General features: G+C 55.1%; 15 protein-coding genes. 8 read left to right on the top strand and 7 right to left on the bottom strand.

The window, feature by feature from the left end:
- Positions 1 to 675 precede the first annotated feature (675 nt).
- Positions 676 to 807 (bottom strand): hypothetical protein, encoded by a 132-nt coding sequence (locus tag ACXAIA_RS05075; protein WP_255353093.1) that lies wholly within the window; start codon positions 805 to 807, stop codon positions 676 to 678.
- Between the two features lie 810 nt (positions 808 to 1,617).
- Here ACXAIA_RS05075 and zwf point away from each other — a divergent pair.
- The 5 genes from zwf to ACXAIA_RS05050 all read left to right on the top strand — a co-directional run bounded on the left by zwf (position 1,618) and on the right by ACXAIA_RS05050 (position 7,354).
- Positions 1,618 to 3,111: a glucose-6-phosphate dehydrogenase gene (gene zwf, locus ACXAIA_RS05070; RefSeq protein ID WP_475348384.1), complete on the top strand. Its 1,494-nt coding sequence runs from the start codon at positions 1,618 to 1,620 to the stop codon at positions 3,109 to 3,111.
- An 84-nt stretch (positions 3,112 to 3,195) separates the two neighbouring features.
- Complete coding sequence (gene pgl / locus ACXAIA_RS05065) at positions 3,196 to 3,915, top strand: 6-phosphogluconolactonase (protein ID WP_475348383.1); 720 nt, start codon at positions 3,196 to 3,198, stop codon at positions 3,913 to 3,915.
- A gap of 5 nt (positions 3,916 to 3,920) precedes the next feature.
- A complete protein-coding gene (edd, locus tag ACXAIA_RS05060; protein WP_475348382.1) occupies positions 3,921 to 5,753 on the top strand; it encodes a phosphogluconate dehydratase in 1,833 nt (610 codons plus the stop codon).
- A complete protein-coding gene (glk, locus tag ACXAIA_RS05055; protein ID WP_475348381.1) occupies positions 5,753 to 6,691 on the top strand; it encodes a glucokinase in 939 nt (312 codons plus the stop codon). The genes edd and glk overlap by 1 nt, the downstream gene beginning before the upstream one ends.
- Before the next feature lie 21 nt (positions 6,692 to 6,712).
- Positions 6,713 to 7,354 (top strand): bifunctional 4-hydroxy-2-oxoglutarate aldolase/2-dehydro-3-deoxy-phosphogluconate aldolase, encoded by a 642-nt coding sequence (locus tag ACXAIA_RS05050; protein ID WP_475348380.1) that lies wholly within the window; start codon positions 6,713 to 6,715, stop codon positions 7,352 to 7,354.
- Positions 7,355 to 7,467: 113 nt separating this feature from the next.
- On the opposite strand, the gene ACXAIA_RS05045 is transcribed toward ACXAIA_RS05050, so the two are convergent.
- Positions 7,468 to 7,701 carry a hypothetical protein gene (locus tag ACXAIA_RS05045; protein WP_475348379.1) on the bottom strand — a complete coding sequence of 78 codons (234 nt, stop codon included), beginning with the start codon at positions 7,699 to 7,701 and terminating at the stop codon, positions 7,468 to 7,470.
- Positions 7,702 to 7,849: 148 nt separating this feature from the next.
- Between ACXAIA_RS05045 and ACXAIA_RS05040 the strand changes: the two genes are divergently transcribed.
- Positions 7,850 to 8,719, top strand: coding sequence for a LysR family transcriptional regulator (locus tag ACXAIA_RS05040; protein WP_475346543.1), 870 nt, complete (start codon positions 7,850 to 7,852; stop codon positions 8,717 to 8,719).
- A gap of 185 nt (positions 8,720 to 8,904) precedes the next feature.
- Here ACXAIA_RS05040 and ACXAIA_RS05035 read toward each other — a convergent pair whose 3' ends face one another.
- Positions 8,905 to 9,183 carry a DUF1127 domain-containing protein gene (locus tag ACXAIA_RS05035; protein ID WP_475348378.1) on the bottom strand — a complete coding sequence of 93 codons (279 nt, stop codon included), beginning with the start codon at positions 9,181 to 9,183 and terminating at the stop codon, positions 8,905 to 8,907.
- 176 nt (positions 9,184 to 9,359) lie between these two features.
- Between ACXAIA_RS05035 and ACXAIA_RS05030 the strand changes: the two genes are divergently transcribed.
- Positions 9,360 to 10,229 carry a LysR family transcriptional regulator gene (locus ACXAIA_RS05030; protein ID WP_475348377.1) on the top strand — a complete coding sequence of 290 codons (870 nt, stop codon included), beginning with the start codon at positions 9,360 to 9,362 and terminating at the stop codon, positions 10,227 to 10,229.
- Here the strand turns inward: ACXAIA_RS05030 and ACXAIA_RS05025 are convergent, their stop codons facing one another.
- The 3 genes from ACXAIA_RS05025 to ACXAIA_RS05015 are packed head-to-tail and all read right to left on the bottom strand — an operon-like array spanning position 10,230 to position 13,024.
- Complete coding sequence (locus ACXAIA_RS05025) at positions 10,230 to 11,276, bottom strand: nickel/cobalt transporter (protein ID WP_475348376.1); 1,047 nt, start codon at positions 11,274 to 11,276, stop codon at positions 10,230 to 10,232.
- Positions 11,224 to 11,868 (bottom strand): DUF1007 family protein, encoded by a 645-nt coding sequence (locus tag ACXAIA_RS05020; protein WP_475348375.1) that lies wholly within the window; start codon positions 11,866 to 11,868, stop codon positions 11,224 to 11,226. Before ACXAIA_RS05020 ends, ACXAIA_RS05025 begins: the two co-directional genes overlap by 53 nt.
- Positions 11,869 to 11,878: 10 nt before the next feature.
- Positions 11,879 to 13,024 (bottom strand): zinc ABC transporter substrate-binding protein, encoded by a 1,146-nt coding sequence (locus tag ACXAIA_RS05015; RefSeq protein ID WP_475348374.1) that lies wholly within the window; start codon positions 13,022 to 13,024, stop codon positions 11,879 to 11,881.
- Between the two features lie 249 nt (positions 13,025 to 13,273).
- On the opposite strand from ACXAIA_RS05015, the gene ACXAIA_RS05010 reads away from it, so the two are divergent.
- Entirely contained in the window at positions 13,274 to 14,128 is an 855-nt protein-coding gene (locus ACXAIA_RS05010) for a substrate-binding periplasmic protein (RefSeq protein WP_475348373.1), read from the top strand.
- 168 nt (positions 14,129 to 14,296) lie between these two features.
- On the opposite strand, the gene ACXAIA_RS05005 is transcribed toward ACXAIA_RS05010, so the two are convergent.
- On the bottom strand, positions 14,297 to 15,832 hold the full coding sequence (locus ACXAIA_RS05005) for an ABC transporter substrate-binding protein (protein ID WP_475348372.1): 1,536 nt from the start codon (positions 15,830 to 15,832) through the stop codon (positions 14,297 to 14,299).
- Positions 15,833 to 15,843 lie beyond the last annotated feature (11 nt).

Raw genomic sequence — 15,843 nt, 5'->3', positions numbered from 1 at the left:
TGACCGACAAACGTTTATGTGGTCACCGACCTGGTTTACGGCTTTCATCCTGTTTCAGCTGACACACCGCAGTTTGCGCGCGCAGCTTGGCGTTTTTCAGGATTCTGGTCAGACCCGCCATTTGGCGTGGGCTGATCTGGTGCGCAGCGGAATAGGGCTGGTTAGCAGTGTTCAGAAATCCAGTAATTGCCACGAAGCCTACGTGAGTTCAGCTTACTTGCAATAGCCATTAAGTATGATGAAAGACCAAATTGTCATTTTTCACCCTGATTCAAGCGAAATTTCCCCGTTTTGTCGAGTGAAATTTTGCAATGCAGCGTAAGTTGTTGCGTTGCAATAATTGTTTTTCTCAGCCTTCAGGCAATATCGCGCACGGGAAGGGTTCCCTTAAATATGAGCATTCCTCACATTTTTGGCAGATGGGTCCTGGTGCCAGGTTCGCCCAAACCAAAAAAAAGCACCGCTATCGGGGAAATAGCGGCGCCAGTATGCGGAAATATTATTGCGATTACTGAGGCCTTGTTGGGGAAGGCCGGGCGTAGGGAAGGTCTGACCGACAGGCGGGACAGGGTTTGGGTGCGGGGTTGCCTGCCGGTCAGACGCCCGTGATGGACAAAAGCTTTGGTGGCTTATGGTCCGGGCCTCAGAAACACAGATAACGTGTGTTGGGAATTCCTAGATCAGACCGCGAAGGGTTTGAGCCATGCCAAGTCCGATGACGAACAGGAAAAATCCTGTACTGCCGACAACGGCGACCGTGCTGCAAAGCTCGTTCAAGCGGGTCGGGTTATCAATCAGTTTCAACATGGTCTGTCCTCCTCAATCTGTCTGAACAAACCATACTGTTCTGATTTTGTTCCAGCAAGAACAAAATTGGAACAAATGGGCGTGTAATCTTATAAAATATTGATATTAAAAGAATAAATTGTGTTCACAAATGTTCTCGTTTTTAGCGAGGAACGGGAACAAGAACGCCGTTGTTGGGCAAGGGAAGATCCGGGAAGGCGCGGAAATCTGCGAGTCTTTGCGAGTCTGCGCGAATTTGAGCTTGATGTTCTTCATTCCACGCTGGCTGGCGCTGTAAGAACATGCATGCGCACGGCCCGTGAGTGACGTTTTTGTCAACAACAGGTGCGGGTTTTGTCAAAACGGCAAACTGTTTGGTCAGTCGGTGCAAAGGGGTGGTGAGAATCAAATTGTTGCACGATGTTTCAACTGTCCTAAAATGCAGGAAATCCGGCTGTAATCTCAGTGGTTTTGCTACAAACTGTTACGGTTAAACCGGATTTCGGTAAAACGTCTTCTATCGCGCGTGATCGCAGTGGTCTTGCCCCCATGGATCGTGTAACAGTGCGCGTTAGAAACCTGATAAAATAGCTTTGCTGATCAGGACACAGCAGAGCCGGATGTCAGGGTTCCGGTTGTCAGCGATCTGACTACAGAAGATCGGTCATTAAGGCGGGTGTCATATTCCTGTCGGGTGACAAAAAACAGACAGGATCGGAAAATCCGGTTCTGTATCACGGCATCGGCCGTGCCCCGATTGTCTGCCAGGATCGCAAGATCCGGGGTCCCACCTTGGCGACGGGAAGGAAACGTTGGAAGGCTAAGGGCATAATGAAACAAAGGCAAAGGCTTAAGCATCGTATCGCGGATATCGTGATTTTCGGTGGGACCGGAGATCTGGCGTTACGTAAACTTTTTCCCGCACTGTATGAAATGGAACGCACCGGCCGTTTCGATGATGAAACCCGCATCTTTGGCGCATCGCGCAGCGAACATAGCGACGAAGACTTCCGGGCCAAACTGCTCGAAGCCGGGAAGAAATTCATTCCCGAAGGTGAGTTTGACAAAGAAATCTGGTCGAAATTTGCCAATCGCATCGCCTATGTGCAGGTATCTGCCGGTGATGAGAGCGGCTTCAAGACCCTGCATGAAAAGCTGTCCGATCAGCCTGATCGCGACCGTGTCTATTATTTCTCCACCAGTCCGGCACTGTTTGCCGACATGGCCTTCAATCTGAAAAAGGCCGGTCTGGTGACGCCCAATTCCCGTGTCGTGCTTGAAAAGCCGCTGGGCCATGATCTTGACAGTTGCCGTGAAATCAACGGCCAGATCGGTGAAGTGTTCGAAGAACGCCAGATCTTCCGTATCGACCACTATCTTGGCAAGGAAACGGTGCAGAACCTGATGATCCTGCGCTTTGCCAATGCGATGTTCGAACCGCTGTGGAACAGTGCGCACATCGATCATGTGCAGATCACGGTTGGCGAGGAAGTCGGGGTCGAAGGCCGCTGGTCCTATTACGACGATGCGGGTGCCATGCGCGATATGGTGCAAAACCATATGCTGCAGCTTCTCTGCCTTGTTGCCATGGAACCACCCTATGTCCTGGATCAGGATGCGGTGCGTGATGAAAAGGTCAAGGTGCTCAAAGCCCTTCAACCGATCAATGATTCCAATATCGACAGCTCCACCGTGCGCGGGCAGTACCGCAAGGGGGCCGTGGGCGGCAAGGAAGTCCCGGGCTATCTTGAAGAAGATGGTGCCAATACCGACAGCACCACGGAAACCTTTGTTGCCATCCGGGCAGAGCTTGATAACTGGCGCTGGTCGGGTGTGCCGTTCTATTTGCGCACGGGCAAACGTTTGCCCAAGCGTCATTCGGAAATTGTCATCCAGTTCCGTGACGTCCCGCACCAGATTTTCCCGCTGGCAAAATCCATGACCAACTATCAGGCCAACAAGCTGGTCCTGCGCCTGCAGCCTGATGACGGCATCCATCTTGTGCTCAATAACAAGAACCCGGGGCCGGGTCTTGTTCGGTTGCGCCCAACCGCACTCAACCTGTCCTTTGCCGAGGCGTTTGGTGGCCGCAGCCCCGATGCCTATGAGCGTCTGTTGCTTGATGCGATTGATGGGAACAACACCCTGTTTGTCCGTCGCGATGAACAGGACATTGCCTGGCAATGGGTCGATGCCATTCAGGATGCGTGGCAAAACAATCATGTCACGCCCAAGGGATATACCGCCGGAACGTGGGGCCCGTCTGCGGCCATCGCACTGATCGAACGTGATGGCCGGACCTGGAACGAAGAAGCCGGGTTCTAGAATTGTGCACCCCGGCCCGGGCGGCAATGCCTGGTGCCGGGGACTTGCGCAACCACGCCATGACCCCAACTTCGGGAAGAAGACATGACAAACGAACGCACATTTAAAAGCGGCGATGAAATGCTTGCGGCAATGGTCAAGGAAACCGTTGATCGGCTGGAATTTGCCATCGCAACCCGTGGTCACGCCAGCATCGCTGTGGCCGGCGGACGCTTTCCCAAGCCGCTGTTTCAGGCCCTTTCTACGGCGCGTCTGGATTGGTCAAAGGTGATTGTCACCCTTGGCGATGATCGCTGGGTCGGGCTTGATGATGATCAGTCCAATGAAAAGCTCGTGCGCGATAACCTGTTTATCAACGAAGCGCAGAATGCCCGCTTTGTATCGCTGAAAACAGCCGATACCAGCCCGGAAGACGCCGTCGAAACCGTTAGCGCGCGTCTGCGCACCGAAATGCACTGGCCGCTTGATATCGTATTTTTGGGGATGGGGGATGACGGCCATACCGCATCGCTTTTCCCGTCCTCAACCCCCGAAGCCCTTGATAAGGGGCTTTATCCCAAGCATGGCGAACTGGTCGCCGCTGCCCGCCCGACCGTATCCCCGGTCCCGCGCATCAGCATGACTTTGCCCGCCATCCTCAATGCCCGGTATATTGCGATCCATATTACCGGACAGTCCAAATGGTCGACCTATGAAACCGCGAAAAACGGCACGGAAATCGAAGAGATGCCGGTTCGCGCAATCTTGCAACAGAACGATGTCCCCGTCGATCTGTGGTGGAGCGCCGAGAACCCGAAAGGCTGAACCCCATGAAACGTGAAATAGAACAGATTACAAAACGCATTATCGAGCGTTCCAAACCAACCCGCGAAGCCTATCTGGCTAAAATCGAGGCGGCGGCATCTGACCGCCCGCATCGCGCGGCCCTTTCGTGCGGCAACCTTGCCCATGCCTCGGCCGGGTGCGGGGCTGCGGAAAAGCAGCGCATTAACGGCGAAGACGGTGCAAACCTTGGCATCGTGACGTCTTATAACGATATGCTTTCGGCCCATCAGCCGCTTGGCGTTTATCCCGACCGTATCAAAAAGGCCGTCTATGAGGCCGGTGGCACCGCACAGGTTGCCGGCGGCGTTCCCGCCATGTGTGATGGTGTCACGCAAGGCCGTCCGGGCATGGAATTGTCGCTGTTCTCCCGCGATGTCATTGCCATGTCGACCGCGGTATCGCTGTCGCATGACGTGTTTGATGCTGCCATGTATCTTGGCGTCTGCGATAAAATCGTTCCGGGCCTTGTCATGGGCGCACTGTCTTATGGCCATATCCCGGCGGTGTTTGTGCCGGCCGGTCCGATGCCATCGGGCCTTCCCAACAATGAAAAGGCCCGCATCCGTCAGCTTTATGCCCAGGGCAAGGTTGGTCGCAAGGAACTGCTCGAAGCAGAAACCGCGTCTTATCACAGCCCGGGGACCTGTACCTTCTATGGCACGGCGAACTCCAACCAGATGCTGATGGAAGTCATGGGCTTGCACCTTCCGGGGGCGGCATTCGTCAATCCGAACACCGACCTGCGTGATGCGCTGACCGAAGAAGCTGCACGTCGCGCCATGCAAATCACCAAGCTTGGCAATGACTATCGCCCGATTGGCAAGATCCTGGATGAGAAGGCGTTTGTGAACGGTATTGTTGGCTTGCTCGCCACCGGCGGGTCGACCAACCATACCCTGCATCTGCCCGCCATGGCGCGTGCCGCCGGGATCGAGCTGCGTTGGGATGATTTCGATGAGCTGTCGCGTCTGGTGCCGCTTCTGTGCCGGGTTTATCCGAACGGCCAGGCGGATGTGAACCACTTCCATGCCGCGGGCGGCATGGGCTTTGTGATTTCCGACCTGCTCAAGAACGGTATTTTGCACCCGGATCTTGAAACGATTCATACCGGTGGCGTGGCGGCCTATGGCACCGAGCCGTTCCTTGATGATGGCAAGCTTGCCTGGCGTGATGCGCCGGAAAACAGCCATGACGAGGAAATCCTGCGTCCGGCCGAAAAGGCGTTTAGTGCCGATGGCGGCCTGCGCATGCTTTCGGGCAATCTCGGCCGTTCCGTGATCAAGGTTTCCGCTGTGAAACCGGAAAATCGCGTGATCGAAGCCCCGGCTGCGGTGTTTACATCCCAGGAAGAAATGATGGACGCCTTCAAGGAAGGCAAGCTGCATCGTGACGTCGTCTGTGTCGTCCGCTTCCAGGGCCCGAAGGCCAACGGGATGCCCGAACTGCACAAGCTAACCCCGCCGCTGGGTGTCTTGCAGGATCTTGGTTACAAGGTTGCCCTTGTCACCGATGGCCGCATGTCTGGCGCATCGGGCAAGGTTCCGGCCGCCATTCATGTGACACCCGAAGGCATGATGAACGGCCCGATCGCCAAGGTTCAGGATGGTGACGTCATTCGCCTTGATGCCGAAACCGGCGAGCTGTTGCTCAATGTTACCGAGGCCGAACTGGCCAAGCGTGACTTTGCGACCTTTGATAACAAGGCCGAACATCAGGACGGCTTTGGCCGCGAGATGTTTGGCGTCTTCCGCGAACATGTTGGTCTGGCGGAACTTGGTGCCAGTGCGGCCTTCCCGGGGGAGGCTGAAGTCGCATAATGCAGCTGGTTGGTGATATTGGCGGGACCAATGCCCGCTTTGCCTGGCTGGATGAGGCTGGCGATCCCTATACACCCATGACATTGCCGGTGCGTGACTATGCCACCATCGGTGATGCCATGCGCGATTTCATGGCCAAAACCGACTGCACGGATTTGCGTGAATTTGCGGTGGCCGTGGCGTGTCCCGCCATGGCCGATACGGTCAAGTTCACCAATAATCCGTGGGTGTTTTCCAAAGACGCACTTAAGGCCGAATTCAATCTGGATCGGCTGGTGGTGGTCAATGATTTCACCGGTCTGGCCATGTCGGTTCCCTATCTTGGCGACGAAGACCTGATCACGCTGTTTGATGGACCGGGGCGCCAAGGCTTGCCTTTGGCAGTGGTCGGTGCGGGCACGGGTCTTGGTGTTTCGGGACTTTTACCTCACGAAGGTAAATGGCTTCCAATCCAGGGCGAAGGCGGGCATGTGTCATTGCCCGCTGTTGATGATCTCGATTACGAGATCGTCAAATTCCTGTCGGGTGAGTTGGACCGGGTATCGGCCGAACGTGTGCTGTCGGGGATGGGGATTGAAAACCTTTATCGGGCGCTTGCTGCGATTGACGGGCTGGATGTATCGCCCAAAACCGCAGCCGAGGTGGTTGAAGCAGCCCTTGGTGCCAATGATCCGCTGTGCTGCAAGGTGCTGGATCGGTTCTGCATGTTCCTTGGCGGTGTTGCCGGGGATCTGGTCTTAACGCTCGGCGCCTTTGACGGGGTGTTTATCGGCGGCGGGATTGGTCCGCGCATTACTGATTATATGAAGAAAAGCGCGCTCAAGGAGCGCATGATCGCCAAAGGGCGGTTCCGTGATTTGATGAATGATGTGCCGGTGCGCCTGATGACGGCGAAATACCCGGCCCTGATCGGTTGCGCCAAGATTTTAACGGCGTAATCGAAAACTGGAGGAAAGTTTATGAGCCTTTCATCGCGAGAAATTCTGTCCAAGGCGCCGGTGGTACCGGTTCTGGTGATCGAAGACGCCAACGATGCCGTGCCGCTTGCCAAGGCACTGGTCGCCGGTGGTTTGCCGGTGCTTGAAATCACCCTGCGAAGTGCGGCGGCCGAAGAAAGCATCAAACGCATAATTGCCGAAGTGCCCGATGCGATTACCGGTGCCGGAACGGTCGTCAATGCCAAGCAGATGGAACGCATGGCCGAAATCGGCTGTGCCTTTGCTGTCTCCCCGGGCCATACCGAAGGTCTGCTGAAAGCGGCCAAAGACACCGGATGCCCGCTGCTTCCGGGGGCGGGGACGCCGTCTGAAATCATGAACCTGATTGATCATGGCTATGACATCCTGAAATTCTTCCCGGCCGAACAGCAGGGCGGGGTTTCGATGCTCAAAGCCATTTCCGGTCCGTTGCCGCAGGTATCCTTCTGCCCGACCGGTGGCGTGTCGCTGTCCAACCTGGCTGACTATCTGGCCCTGCCAAACATCATTACGGTGGGCGGTTCCTGGGTTGCGCCCAAGGATGCGGTCAAGTCAGGCGATTGGGGCAAGATTACAAAGCTTGCACAGGAAGCAACCGATAGGGTCAAGGCACTGCGCAGCTGATCGTTTCTGATCAAACGCCCAATGCTCAGACACAAAAAAAGGGACCCGAAAGGGTCCCTTTTTTCATCAGGGTAGTCCATGCGACGTTATCGGTGTCGCAACCGGGTCAAGGCTTAGCCCTGGATACGGTCGACATACCAGGTCGAACCGTTGAACTTGCGCTGCAGACCGAGGTCGGCAAGTTCTGCGTGGCTAAGCGAATCCCAACCGTAGCTGGCGGCTTTATGAGCACGTGCCGGGCCAATTTTGGCGGCGATCTGGCTCAGGATAGACCCGAACGGCATGCGTTTGGTGAACGGGTCTGCAGAGACGTTGAACTGCGGTGCAGCGGAAACCGTGTGTGCCATAATGGCCTCCTTTGATCTACGGTTGATTGCCTTTCGATGAGCGGAAAATGTCATATGCGAAATAAAACGGGAATTACTTTGTTTTGCATAGTTAGTGTGCAAAAATGCACGGAAATTTGAAGTGATTCCAAGAGGTGAAATAGCGGCTATGAATTGGAACGATTTGCGCTATTTCCTTGTTCTTGCAGAAGAAAATAGCTTATCGGGTGCGGCGCGACGTCTGCGTAAAGAGCATACCACCGTTGCAAGAAGGATAGAGGCGCTCGAAGGTGATCTTGGAACGAAGCTTTTTGACCGATTGCCACGCGGCTGGCAGCTGACCTCGGCGGGTCGAAATCTTGTTCCTGTCGCAGAACGAGTCGAAGAAGAAGCCCTGACTTTCGAGCGACAGGCAAAGGGCGATGAAGCGGCCCACGGCGTGGTGCGCATTTCCGTGCCACCGGTGGCCGGGCGTGTGCTGTTTGCCCCGCGTCTTGCCCGCTTGCTCAAGGCGCATCAGGGACTCGAATTTGAAATCGTCGGGGCGGCCAACATCGTTAACCTTGCCCGGCGCGAGGCCGATATTGCTGTGCGTATGATCACGCCCCGTGAACCGGGCCTGATTACCCGAAAACTGGTAGAGCTGGGGGTCGGGCTGTATGGCGCGGTCGGGTATCAGGAACGCGTGCCGGAAATGCATTGGGAATTCTGCGGCTACGAAGACACCACCTATGGCGCGTCCAAGCGCGAATGGGTACGAACGGTGCTGGATCGTGAATTGCCTTGCCGTTTCCGGGCCGATGATACCGAAACCGTGCGACAGTTCATCGCGGCCGGGCACGGGGTAGGTGTCTTGCCACGCTATTTCGGCGATCAGGACGAGGAACTGGAACTGATCCACGCCGATGTCGACGGGCGCAGCCGCGAAAGTGTCTGGATGGTCGTCCATCCCGATATGCGCCGCTCGCCGGGTGTACGCCTTGTGATGGATGCCCTCGTCAAGGCCGCCGATAACATCGCCGAGGAATATCAGGTCTGATCAAGTGTTTCAAAATGGACAAAGGCCCCTGCAGTGCAGGGGCCTTTGCATGCCTTAAGGGAGGCATTGACCAGCCTGGCGAAAACCTGTTGCCAGGCTGGTGGCATCAAAGCGTGTCGATTGCCAACGGTTCTGTTTCGGACCGGGGCCGCTTTGATGTTCGGGGGACGGGAATTGAAGAATAATCAATAGCCGTCACGTGTGGCGTATCCGTCACGTGTGCGTTCCAGACCAATGTCACGCAATTGATCATCGCTCAGCCGATGAAGGGCATTTCGGTTATGATGCCGTTTGTAAGCCGCCAGCAAAGCCTTAAGGATCGTCGGGATGATCGCGCGAATGCCCTGGGTAGCGTGGTGGCGCGCGGCAGGGGAGCTTGGGCGTTGTGCAACCATCTCCGACGATGAGGTGTTCGAAAGGCAACCAACGACGGAATGACATTCGAGATGGTGTGAGGCTGCCATTTTGATGCTCCTTGATCGGTTGGGCTCTGTAATGTCGACAAGGTTGGCATGCGCAAAAATACAAATGAATTCCGATAAACTGCGCTACAGTTGTGCAGATTTGCGCAATGGTCGAACGTTGTTTTCGGCGTTACGCAGGTGATCAAATGTATGCAAACCGAGCCGGGAACGGATTGATGAACTGGAATGATCTGCGTTTCTTTGTTGCGGTGGCAAAGGAAGGAACCTTGTCTGGCGCGGCAAGATGCCTTGGCAAGGATCACACAACGGTTTCACGCCGGATCGAAGCGCTTGAAGCCGATCTTGGTGCACATCTGTTTGATCGTCTGGCCACGGGCTGGAAACTGACCGAGGCTGGCGAAAACCTGATGCCGGTCGCCTTGCGGATCGAGGATGATGTGCTTGTATTCGAGCGTCAGGCACGCGGCGATGAAAGTGCCCATGGGGTTGTCAAGATCGCCGTCCCGCCCAGTGCCGGTCGATTGCTGTTTGCTCCGCGTCTGGCGGAGTTGCTGCGTGACCAGAAGAACCTTGAATATGAAATTCTGGGATCAAGCGTTGTTGCCAATCTGGCCCGGCGCGAGGCGGACGTGGCGGTGCGCATGGTCCGCCCGGATCAAAGCGGCCTGATTGTCCGTAAACTGGTGGATCTGCGTTATGCGGTTTATGCCGCCAAGGGCTATACCGACCGCGTGGCCAAGGAAAATTGGGAATTCTGTGCCGATGGTCGCAATACATTTGGCGATTATCAGCAAGGGTGGGTCTGGGATACATTGGATCAGGAGCTGCCCGTGCGGGTAAAAGCCGACGACACCCAGACCGTTCAGGCCTTCGTTGCCACGGGGCACGGGCTGGGTTTGCTGCCGCGTTATATGGCCGACGAAGATGACCGGTTGGAAGTGGTCGCCGATGATAGCTTGGCCGAACTCAGCAAGTCGGTCTGGCTGGTGGTCCATCCTGATATGCGGCGCTCGCCCGGGGTGCGTATGGTGATGGATGCCTTGATCAAGGCAACAGACAGCATCCCGGCCGCCTACAAATCCTGATTATAGCCAGCCCAGTTGCCGGGCGGACGCCAGCAACAGCATCACCCCGAACAGGGTAATGATCGCAGCTCCGGTAAAACCGACCGTGCGGCGAAGGATGCCTGATGATGCTTCCGACAGGCTGAAGATATGTTGGGTTCCGGTCCGGATGCCAATCGCGGCCAGCCCGATCAGACTGACCGTAATCGCAACGCCCAGCGCCATGGCAAAGGCCGCGCCGATCCCGATCAGGAACATGCCATTGGCCAGCGTAAACAGCAGCACAAGGATCGATCCCGTACAGGGACGTAAGCCCGCGACAATGCCGGTCGAGATCATCTGCCAGTTGGATTGAACGGCAGGGGCGTGATGGTCATGGTGATCGTGATGATGCCCGTGATGATCATGGTCATGCGCATGATCGTGATCATGATGATGGTGGTGATGCTCGCCCGGTCCATGGTGATCACAACAGTCGTCACGGCCCTGCAGGATACGAAGCGCCATCACAGCGCCCAGCACAGCAATCAAGGCATATGACACCGTCTCCATGATCAGGCCGTTCTTGGTGACAGCCGCCGGGCCCAGATTAAGGATCAGGGTCAGACCGCCCACCATGATGATGGCCGACACGGCCTGAACCGCGGCAATCAAACTGCCCATCGCCACACCCTGTTTCCATCCGGCATCACGTGACAGGAAATAGGTGGTGGTGATCATTTTGCCATGTCCGGGACCCGCCGCGTGAAAAACGCCATAGCCAAAGGAGAGGGCAATAATGACAAGACCCGGCCAGAAACTGTCGCCGTTTTTGGCCTCGCGCAGGGTGGCGGTGATTTCACGGTTAAGCTTGGTCTGAATGATGACTGTTTGACCGATGATATCGGACAGCCAGTCGGGCAGGGACACGAAGCTGTCGTCGGGGGCGTTGGTGCCCGGTGCAGTCGCAGGCGTACTTTCACTGCTATCAGCGGCCCCACGGCCCAGAAGGTTTGAAGATTGTGCTGCTGCCGGATTACTCGACGAGAACGAAATCGCCAGGAGCAAGGCCGCGAGAATTGCTGCCATCTGCCACCTTGGCCGCGCAAATAACGTCGGCACGGATCGGAGCGACAAGGTCAAAATAGATGCGGTTCTTTTCATCTTCGCTCATCTCGAAATGGCAGGACAGGTTGCTGGCCCCGGCAAACAGGACGGGATCGACCTGCGTGTAGGCAACATCAATATAGTATTCCGCGTCATAGACCGACAGGCTGATGGCATCCTGCATCGGGTCCAGCGGTGTTTCCAGCATCAGGGTGAAATCATAGGTTGCCCGACGGTCATCGGTAATATCGGCGACAAAATCACGCGCACCGCTAAAGGCAATCAGTTCTTCGTTCTTGCGCAGATGTGTCAGCCATGAAAACTCGGCAAGGGCGGCAAAGGCATTGTCATGCACCGCGGTATTTTCATCGTCAAAGAAACGGGTGTCATAGTTCTTATCGAACTCGTCGATCATGGTCATGCTAAACAGGTCGTCAAAGACCCAGTGCACATGCACAGCCGTAATCTTATCGTCTTCAAAAACAAATTCGGCATTTGCGTCGATCCAGACATGCGGATGCGCAAATGCCGACGGGGCGGTTGCCAGCACACAAGCGCTGGCAACCAAAGTCATCGAAGCTGTTTTACGAGCCGGAACCAAGGCAGTCGACAAGGGCGTCGACATTCTGTTCCAGAATTTCCTGATAGGCATTTGGACCAGCTGCAATGTCAGAACCGAGCGGGTCAAGCGTGCCGGTGCGGATACCCGTGTCCGAGACCACAGCCTGAACGATTGCCGGGCGGAATTGCGGTTCGGCAAAAATGCAGACAGCGCCTGTATCATGGATTTTGTCTTCGATTTCATGAAGGCGTTTGGCTCCGGGCTTCTGATCAGGTGATACCGTAATCGATCCGACCGCATTCAAACCAAAGCCGGCTTCGAGATACTGATAGGCATCATGGAATACGACATAGGGTTTGTCATGGATCGGCGCAACTTTTGCCCGAAGATCATTACCAAGGTTGGTCAGGCTTGCAAGCAGTGTCTGCAGGTTTGCGCGATAGTCCTCGGCATGTTCCGGATCAATCTCGGCCAGCTCATCGGCAATGGCAATCGCAATCGACGCCCCATTGGCCGGATCCATCCAGATATGCGGGTCGACACCATCGTGGTCGTCGTGGTTGTGGGCCTCGTCATGGTGTTCTTCATGGTCATCATGTTCTGCCGCGTGGTCATGATCATGGTCCTCATGTTCCTCATGATCATGTTCGGCGTCATGGTCGTGATCGTGGTCGTGGTCGTCATCATGGGCATGTTCGTCATGGTCCTCATGATCATCATGCTCATCATGGTCCTCATGATCATCATGGTCATGACCTTCATGATCATGCATGTGTGCTTCCCATGTGCCGCCTTCACGCATGTCACGCAGCGCCAATTCCGTGAGTGAAACGAGTTCCAGCTGATGGCTATGGCCCGACAGACTCTCAAGCGGTTTTTTAAGGAAACCTTCAAGCGCGTGCGACACGTAAATCACAAGATCGGCGTCATTCAAGGCGCGCGCTTCGCTGGGGCGCAGTGAATAGGTGTGCGGCGAAGACGCGCCATCAATCAACAGGACCGGCTCACCGATACCCTTCATGATGGCACTGGTAATTCCGTGCACTGGCTTGATGGATGTCACGACCTTCAGGGCATCATCGCCATGGGCAGCTGCACTCAGCGGGGCTGCGACAAAAAGCGGGGCGGCAAGCAAAAATCGACGGAGCGAGTGGCGCAAGGAAGGCATATGATTCATCCGGTCTGAGGTGGGTTTTTCATTCGACTTTATTTGTTATGATATAACATAACGTAGCGTCAAGCTGAAAGTCGTCAATTTTCTATCCGCGCAGGATTTCGATGCTGTTTGGACCCTGGGGCGTGATTTTTTAGTCGTTGCGTGTCGATAGGGCTGTTTCCCGTACGGATAATCCCCACCTAAATCAGTGTAGGTCGATTTGCAAAACAGGTCGGATTAATTAGGAACGGGATGGTGTCAGTGCTCAGATGTTTTTGGGGTTTGGTTCTGATTGCCTTGATGATGGCCAAACCGCTATATGCCGAAACACTCAAGGTGCCGTTGCCCGCCGGGCGCGAAGCCCATTATGCGGCTCAGACCGGCTTGCTTGAATTGGCTCTTGAATATGCGCCGGGGCGCCATCGCCTCGAAATCGTTCCTGTTGAAGGCCTGTCGCAAAGGCGGGTGTTTAAGATGCTCGATCACGGTGAGGTGAATGTTGCTCTTGCCGGATATAGCCGCACTGCCGAACGTGACTTGTTGCAGATTGCCTTCCCCCTGACCAAGGGCCTGCAAGGATATCGGTTGCTGATCACGAAGGCCGATAATCTCAAGACTCTCGATTTCGTCGATGATGAAGAACACCTCAAAAGCGTTTGTATCGGGTCTGGTAATTCCTGGGTGGATACAGTCATTCTCAAACATGCCGGACTTTGTGTCACGGGCGGGCCGGGGCAAAACCTGTATAGCATGCTTGAAAACAAGCGGTTTGATGCGATGCATCTTGCGATCCATGAGATCAAAACAAACAATATCTCGGCGCTCATCAAACAGCACGATCTTGCCGTCTATGAAAAATTGCTGCTGCGCTATCCCTATGACTTTTATTTTTATGTGCGCAAGGACAGCGAAGCTTTGCACGACATGATCGAAAAGGGTTTTCAGGCCGCGGAAAAGGACGGGGCTATAGACCGCTATTTTCGCGAACACCCGACAATATCGGCAGCCATCAGCTTCCTCCGGGAACATCCCGGCTTGAACATTATCGACCTCGATAATCCTGAAATGACAAGCCAGACGAGCTCGGATCTTTACCGTTACTGGTTCAGTAATTAATCAAATTAAAGTCTGTTGATTGACCGTAATAGACGCATTACGGACCCGGAATGAAAAATCAACAACCGTAGTTTCCATCGTTAAAGCCCGGATCTCTGCCAAAAACCAAAAGAGCCGCCCGATAAGGGGCGGCTCTTGGTCGTTATGCTGGATCAAAGTGCGCGAGGGTTATTTCGACACGCTCTTGAAGTCAAAGAAGAAGCCCGACGGATGGATGCGGTAGTTCTCGAGATCCTTGGTCGAGGCAACAACAAACACCTTGTGCACCAGCGGAATGATCGGTGCTTCGTCATGCAGGATGTTCATCGCTTCGGTATAGGTCGCGACCTGTTCTGCACCCGGATCAAGGGTGCGGCCCTTGTCGACAGCGGCATCAAATGCTTCGTTTGCCCAGAACTGATAGTTCAGGCCTGCCTTGGAATGGAACTGCGATTTCAGGTGCAGGTCCGGATGACCAGTCATTTCCGGGGTCCAGAAGACGACTGAAACGTCATATTCACCCTGTTTGACCAGATCGAGCATCCCGCCCCAGGTATACATGCCGACTTCGGTGGCAATGCCCTGTTCATTGAGAAGGGCGGCCATCGCCTCCGTGATCATCGGCATTTCGGTGCGCGAGGAATAGCTCAGGATACGCAGGGTCAGCTGTTCGCCGTCCTTCATCCATTTGCCATCGGTTTTCTCATAGCCTGCATCGCTCAGAAGGGATGCGGCAAGTTCCGGATCAAGGGTGTATTTCTCGTCCGCCTGCGGGGCCCAGTCAAAGGTCGGGGCAAAGAATTCCCAGGCCGGCTCGCCAATACCGTCAAGCGCGCCTTTGACAATCAGATCACGATCCACCAGCGCATTCACCGCACGACGGATGCGTACATCCGACAGAACGCTTTTCTCACCGGCATTGAACGCACCGTAATAAAGGCCCGAGGTCGGCTCGGCATAGACCTTGAAGTCTTCATCTTCAGACAGACGCTTGACGTCCGAGGGCAGCATGTTGGTGACAAAATCAATCTCGCCCGCTTCAAGCGCCAACGTGCGGGAGTTGTGATCCGGGATATAGCGATAAACGACTTTCTCAAGGGCCGGTTTTTCGCCCCAATAATCGTCAAAGCGGGTCACAATGGTGCGATCCTGCTTTTTGTATTCTTCAAATACCCATGGGCCGGTCCCGACCGGTTTGACGAACTCGCCAGCATCATCAAAGGATGCCTTGGCATAGACAACCGTGATCGCGTCGGAAAGCTGGTTGGGCAGGGCGGCAAACGGTTCGGTGTTTTCGATCTCAAGCACCAGCGGCGAAACCGCCGTGATCGATTTGATGTTGAGAAGGTCTGCGGCATACGGCAGCAGATCAATTACCCGTTCGAGCGAGAATTTGACCGCTTCGGCATCCAGCTTGGTACCGTCATGGAAAACGACATTTTCACGCAGCTTGAACTGCCAGACGGTCGGGGAAACGCGGCTCCAGCTTGTGGCAAGACCGGGGATCGGTTTCAGGTCATAGTCAAGCTTGACCAGGGTATCGAGGATTTCACTTTCATTAAAGAAGCGCGAGCGACGCGGCTTCATGGCAAGCGGCATGGATTCCCACATGGTACCGATGACAAGCGTGTTGTCCTCGGTTGCCTGTGCAGGTTGCGGGGCCAGGGCAAAGCTGCCCATGGCAATCGCTGCGAAGGCAGCACCCAGAAGTGTCTTTTTGATCATCTTACTGTCTC

Source organism: Thalassospira sp. ABL2_045 (assembly GCF_056161285.1).
The sequence above is the reverse complement of the archived record's forward strand: the minus strand, read 5'-3'. Positions and strand labels throughout refer to the sequence as shown.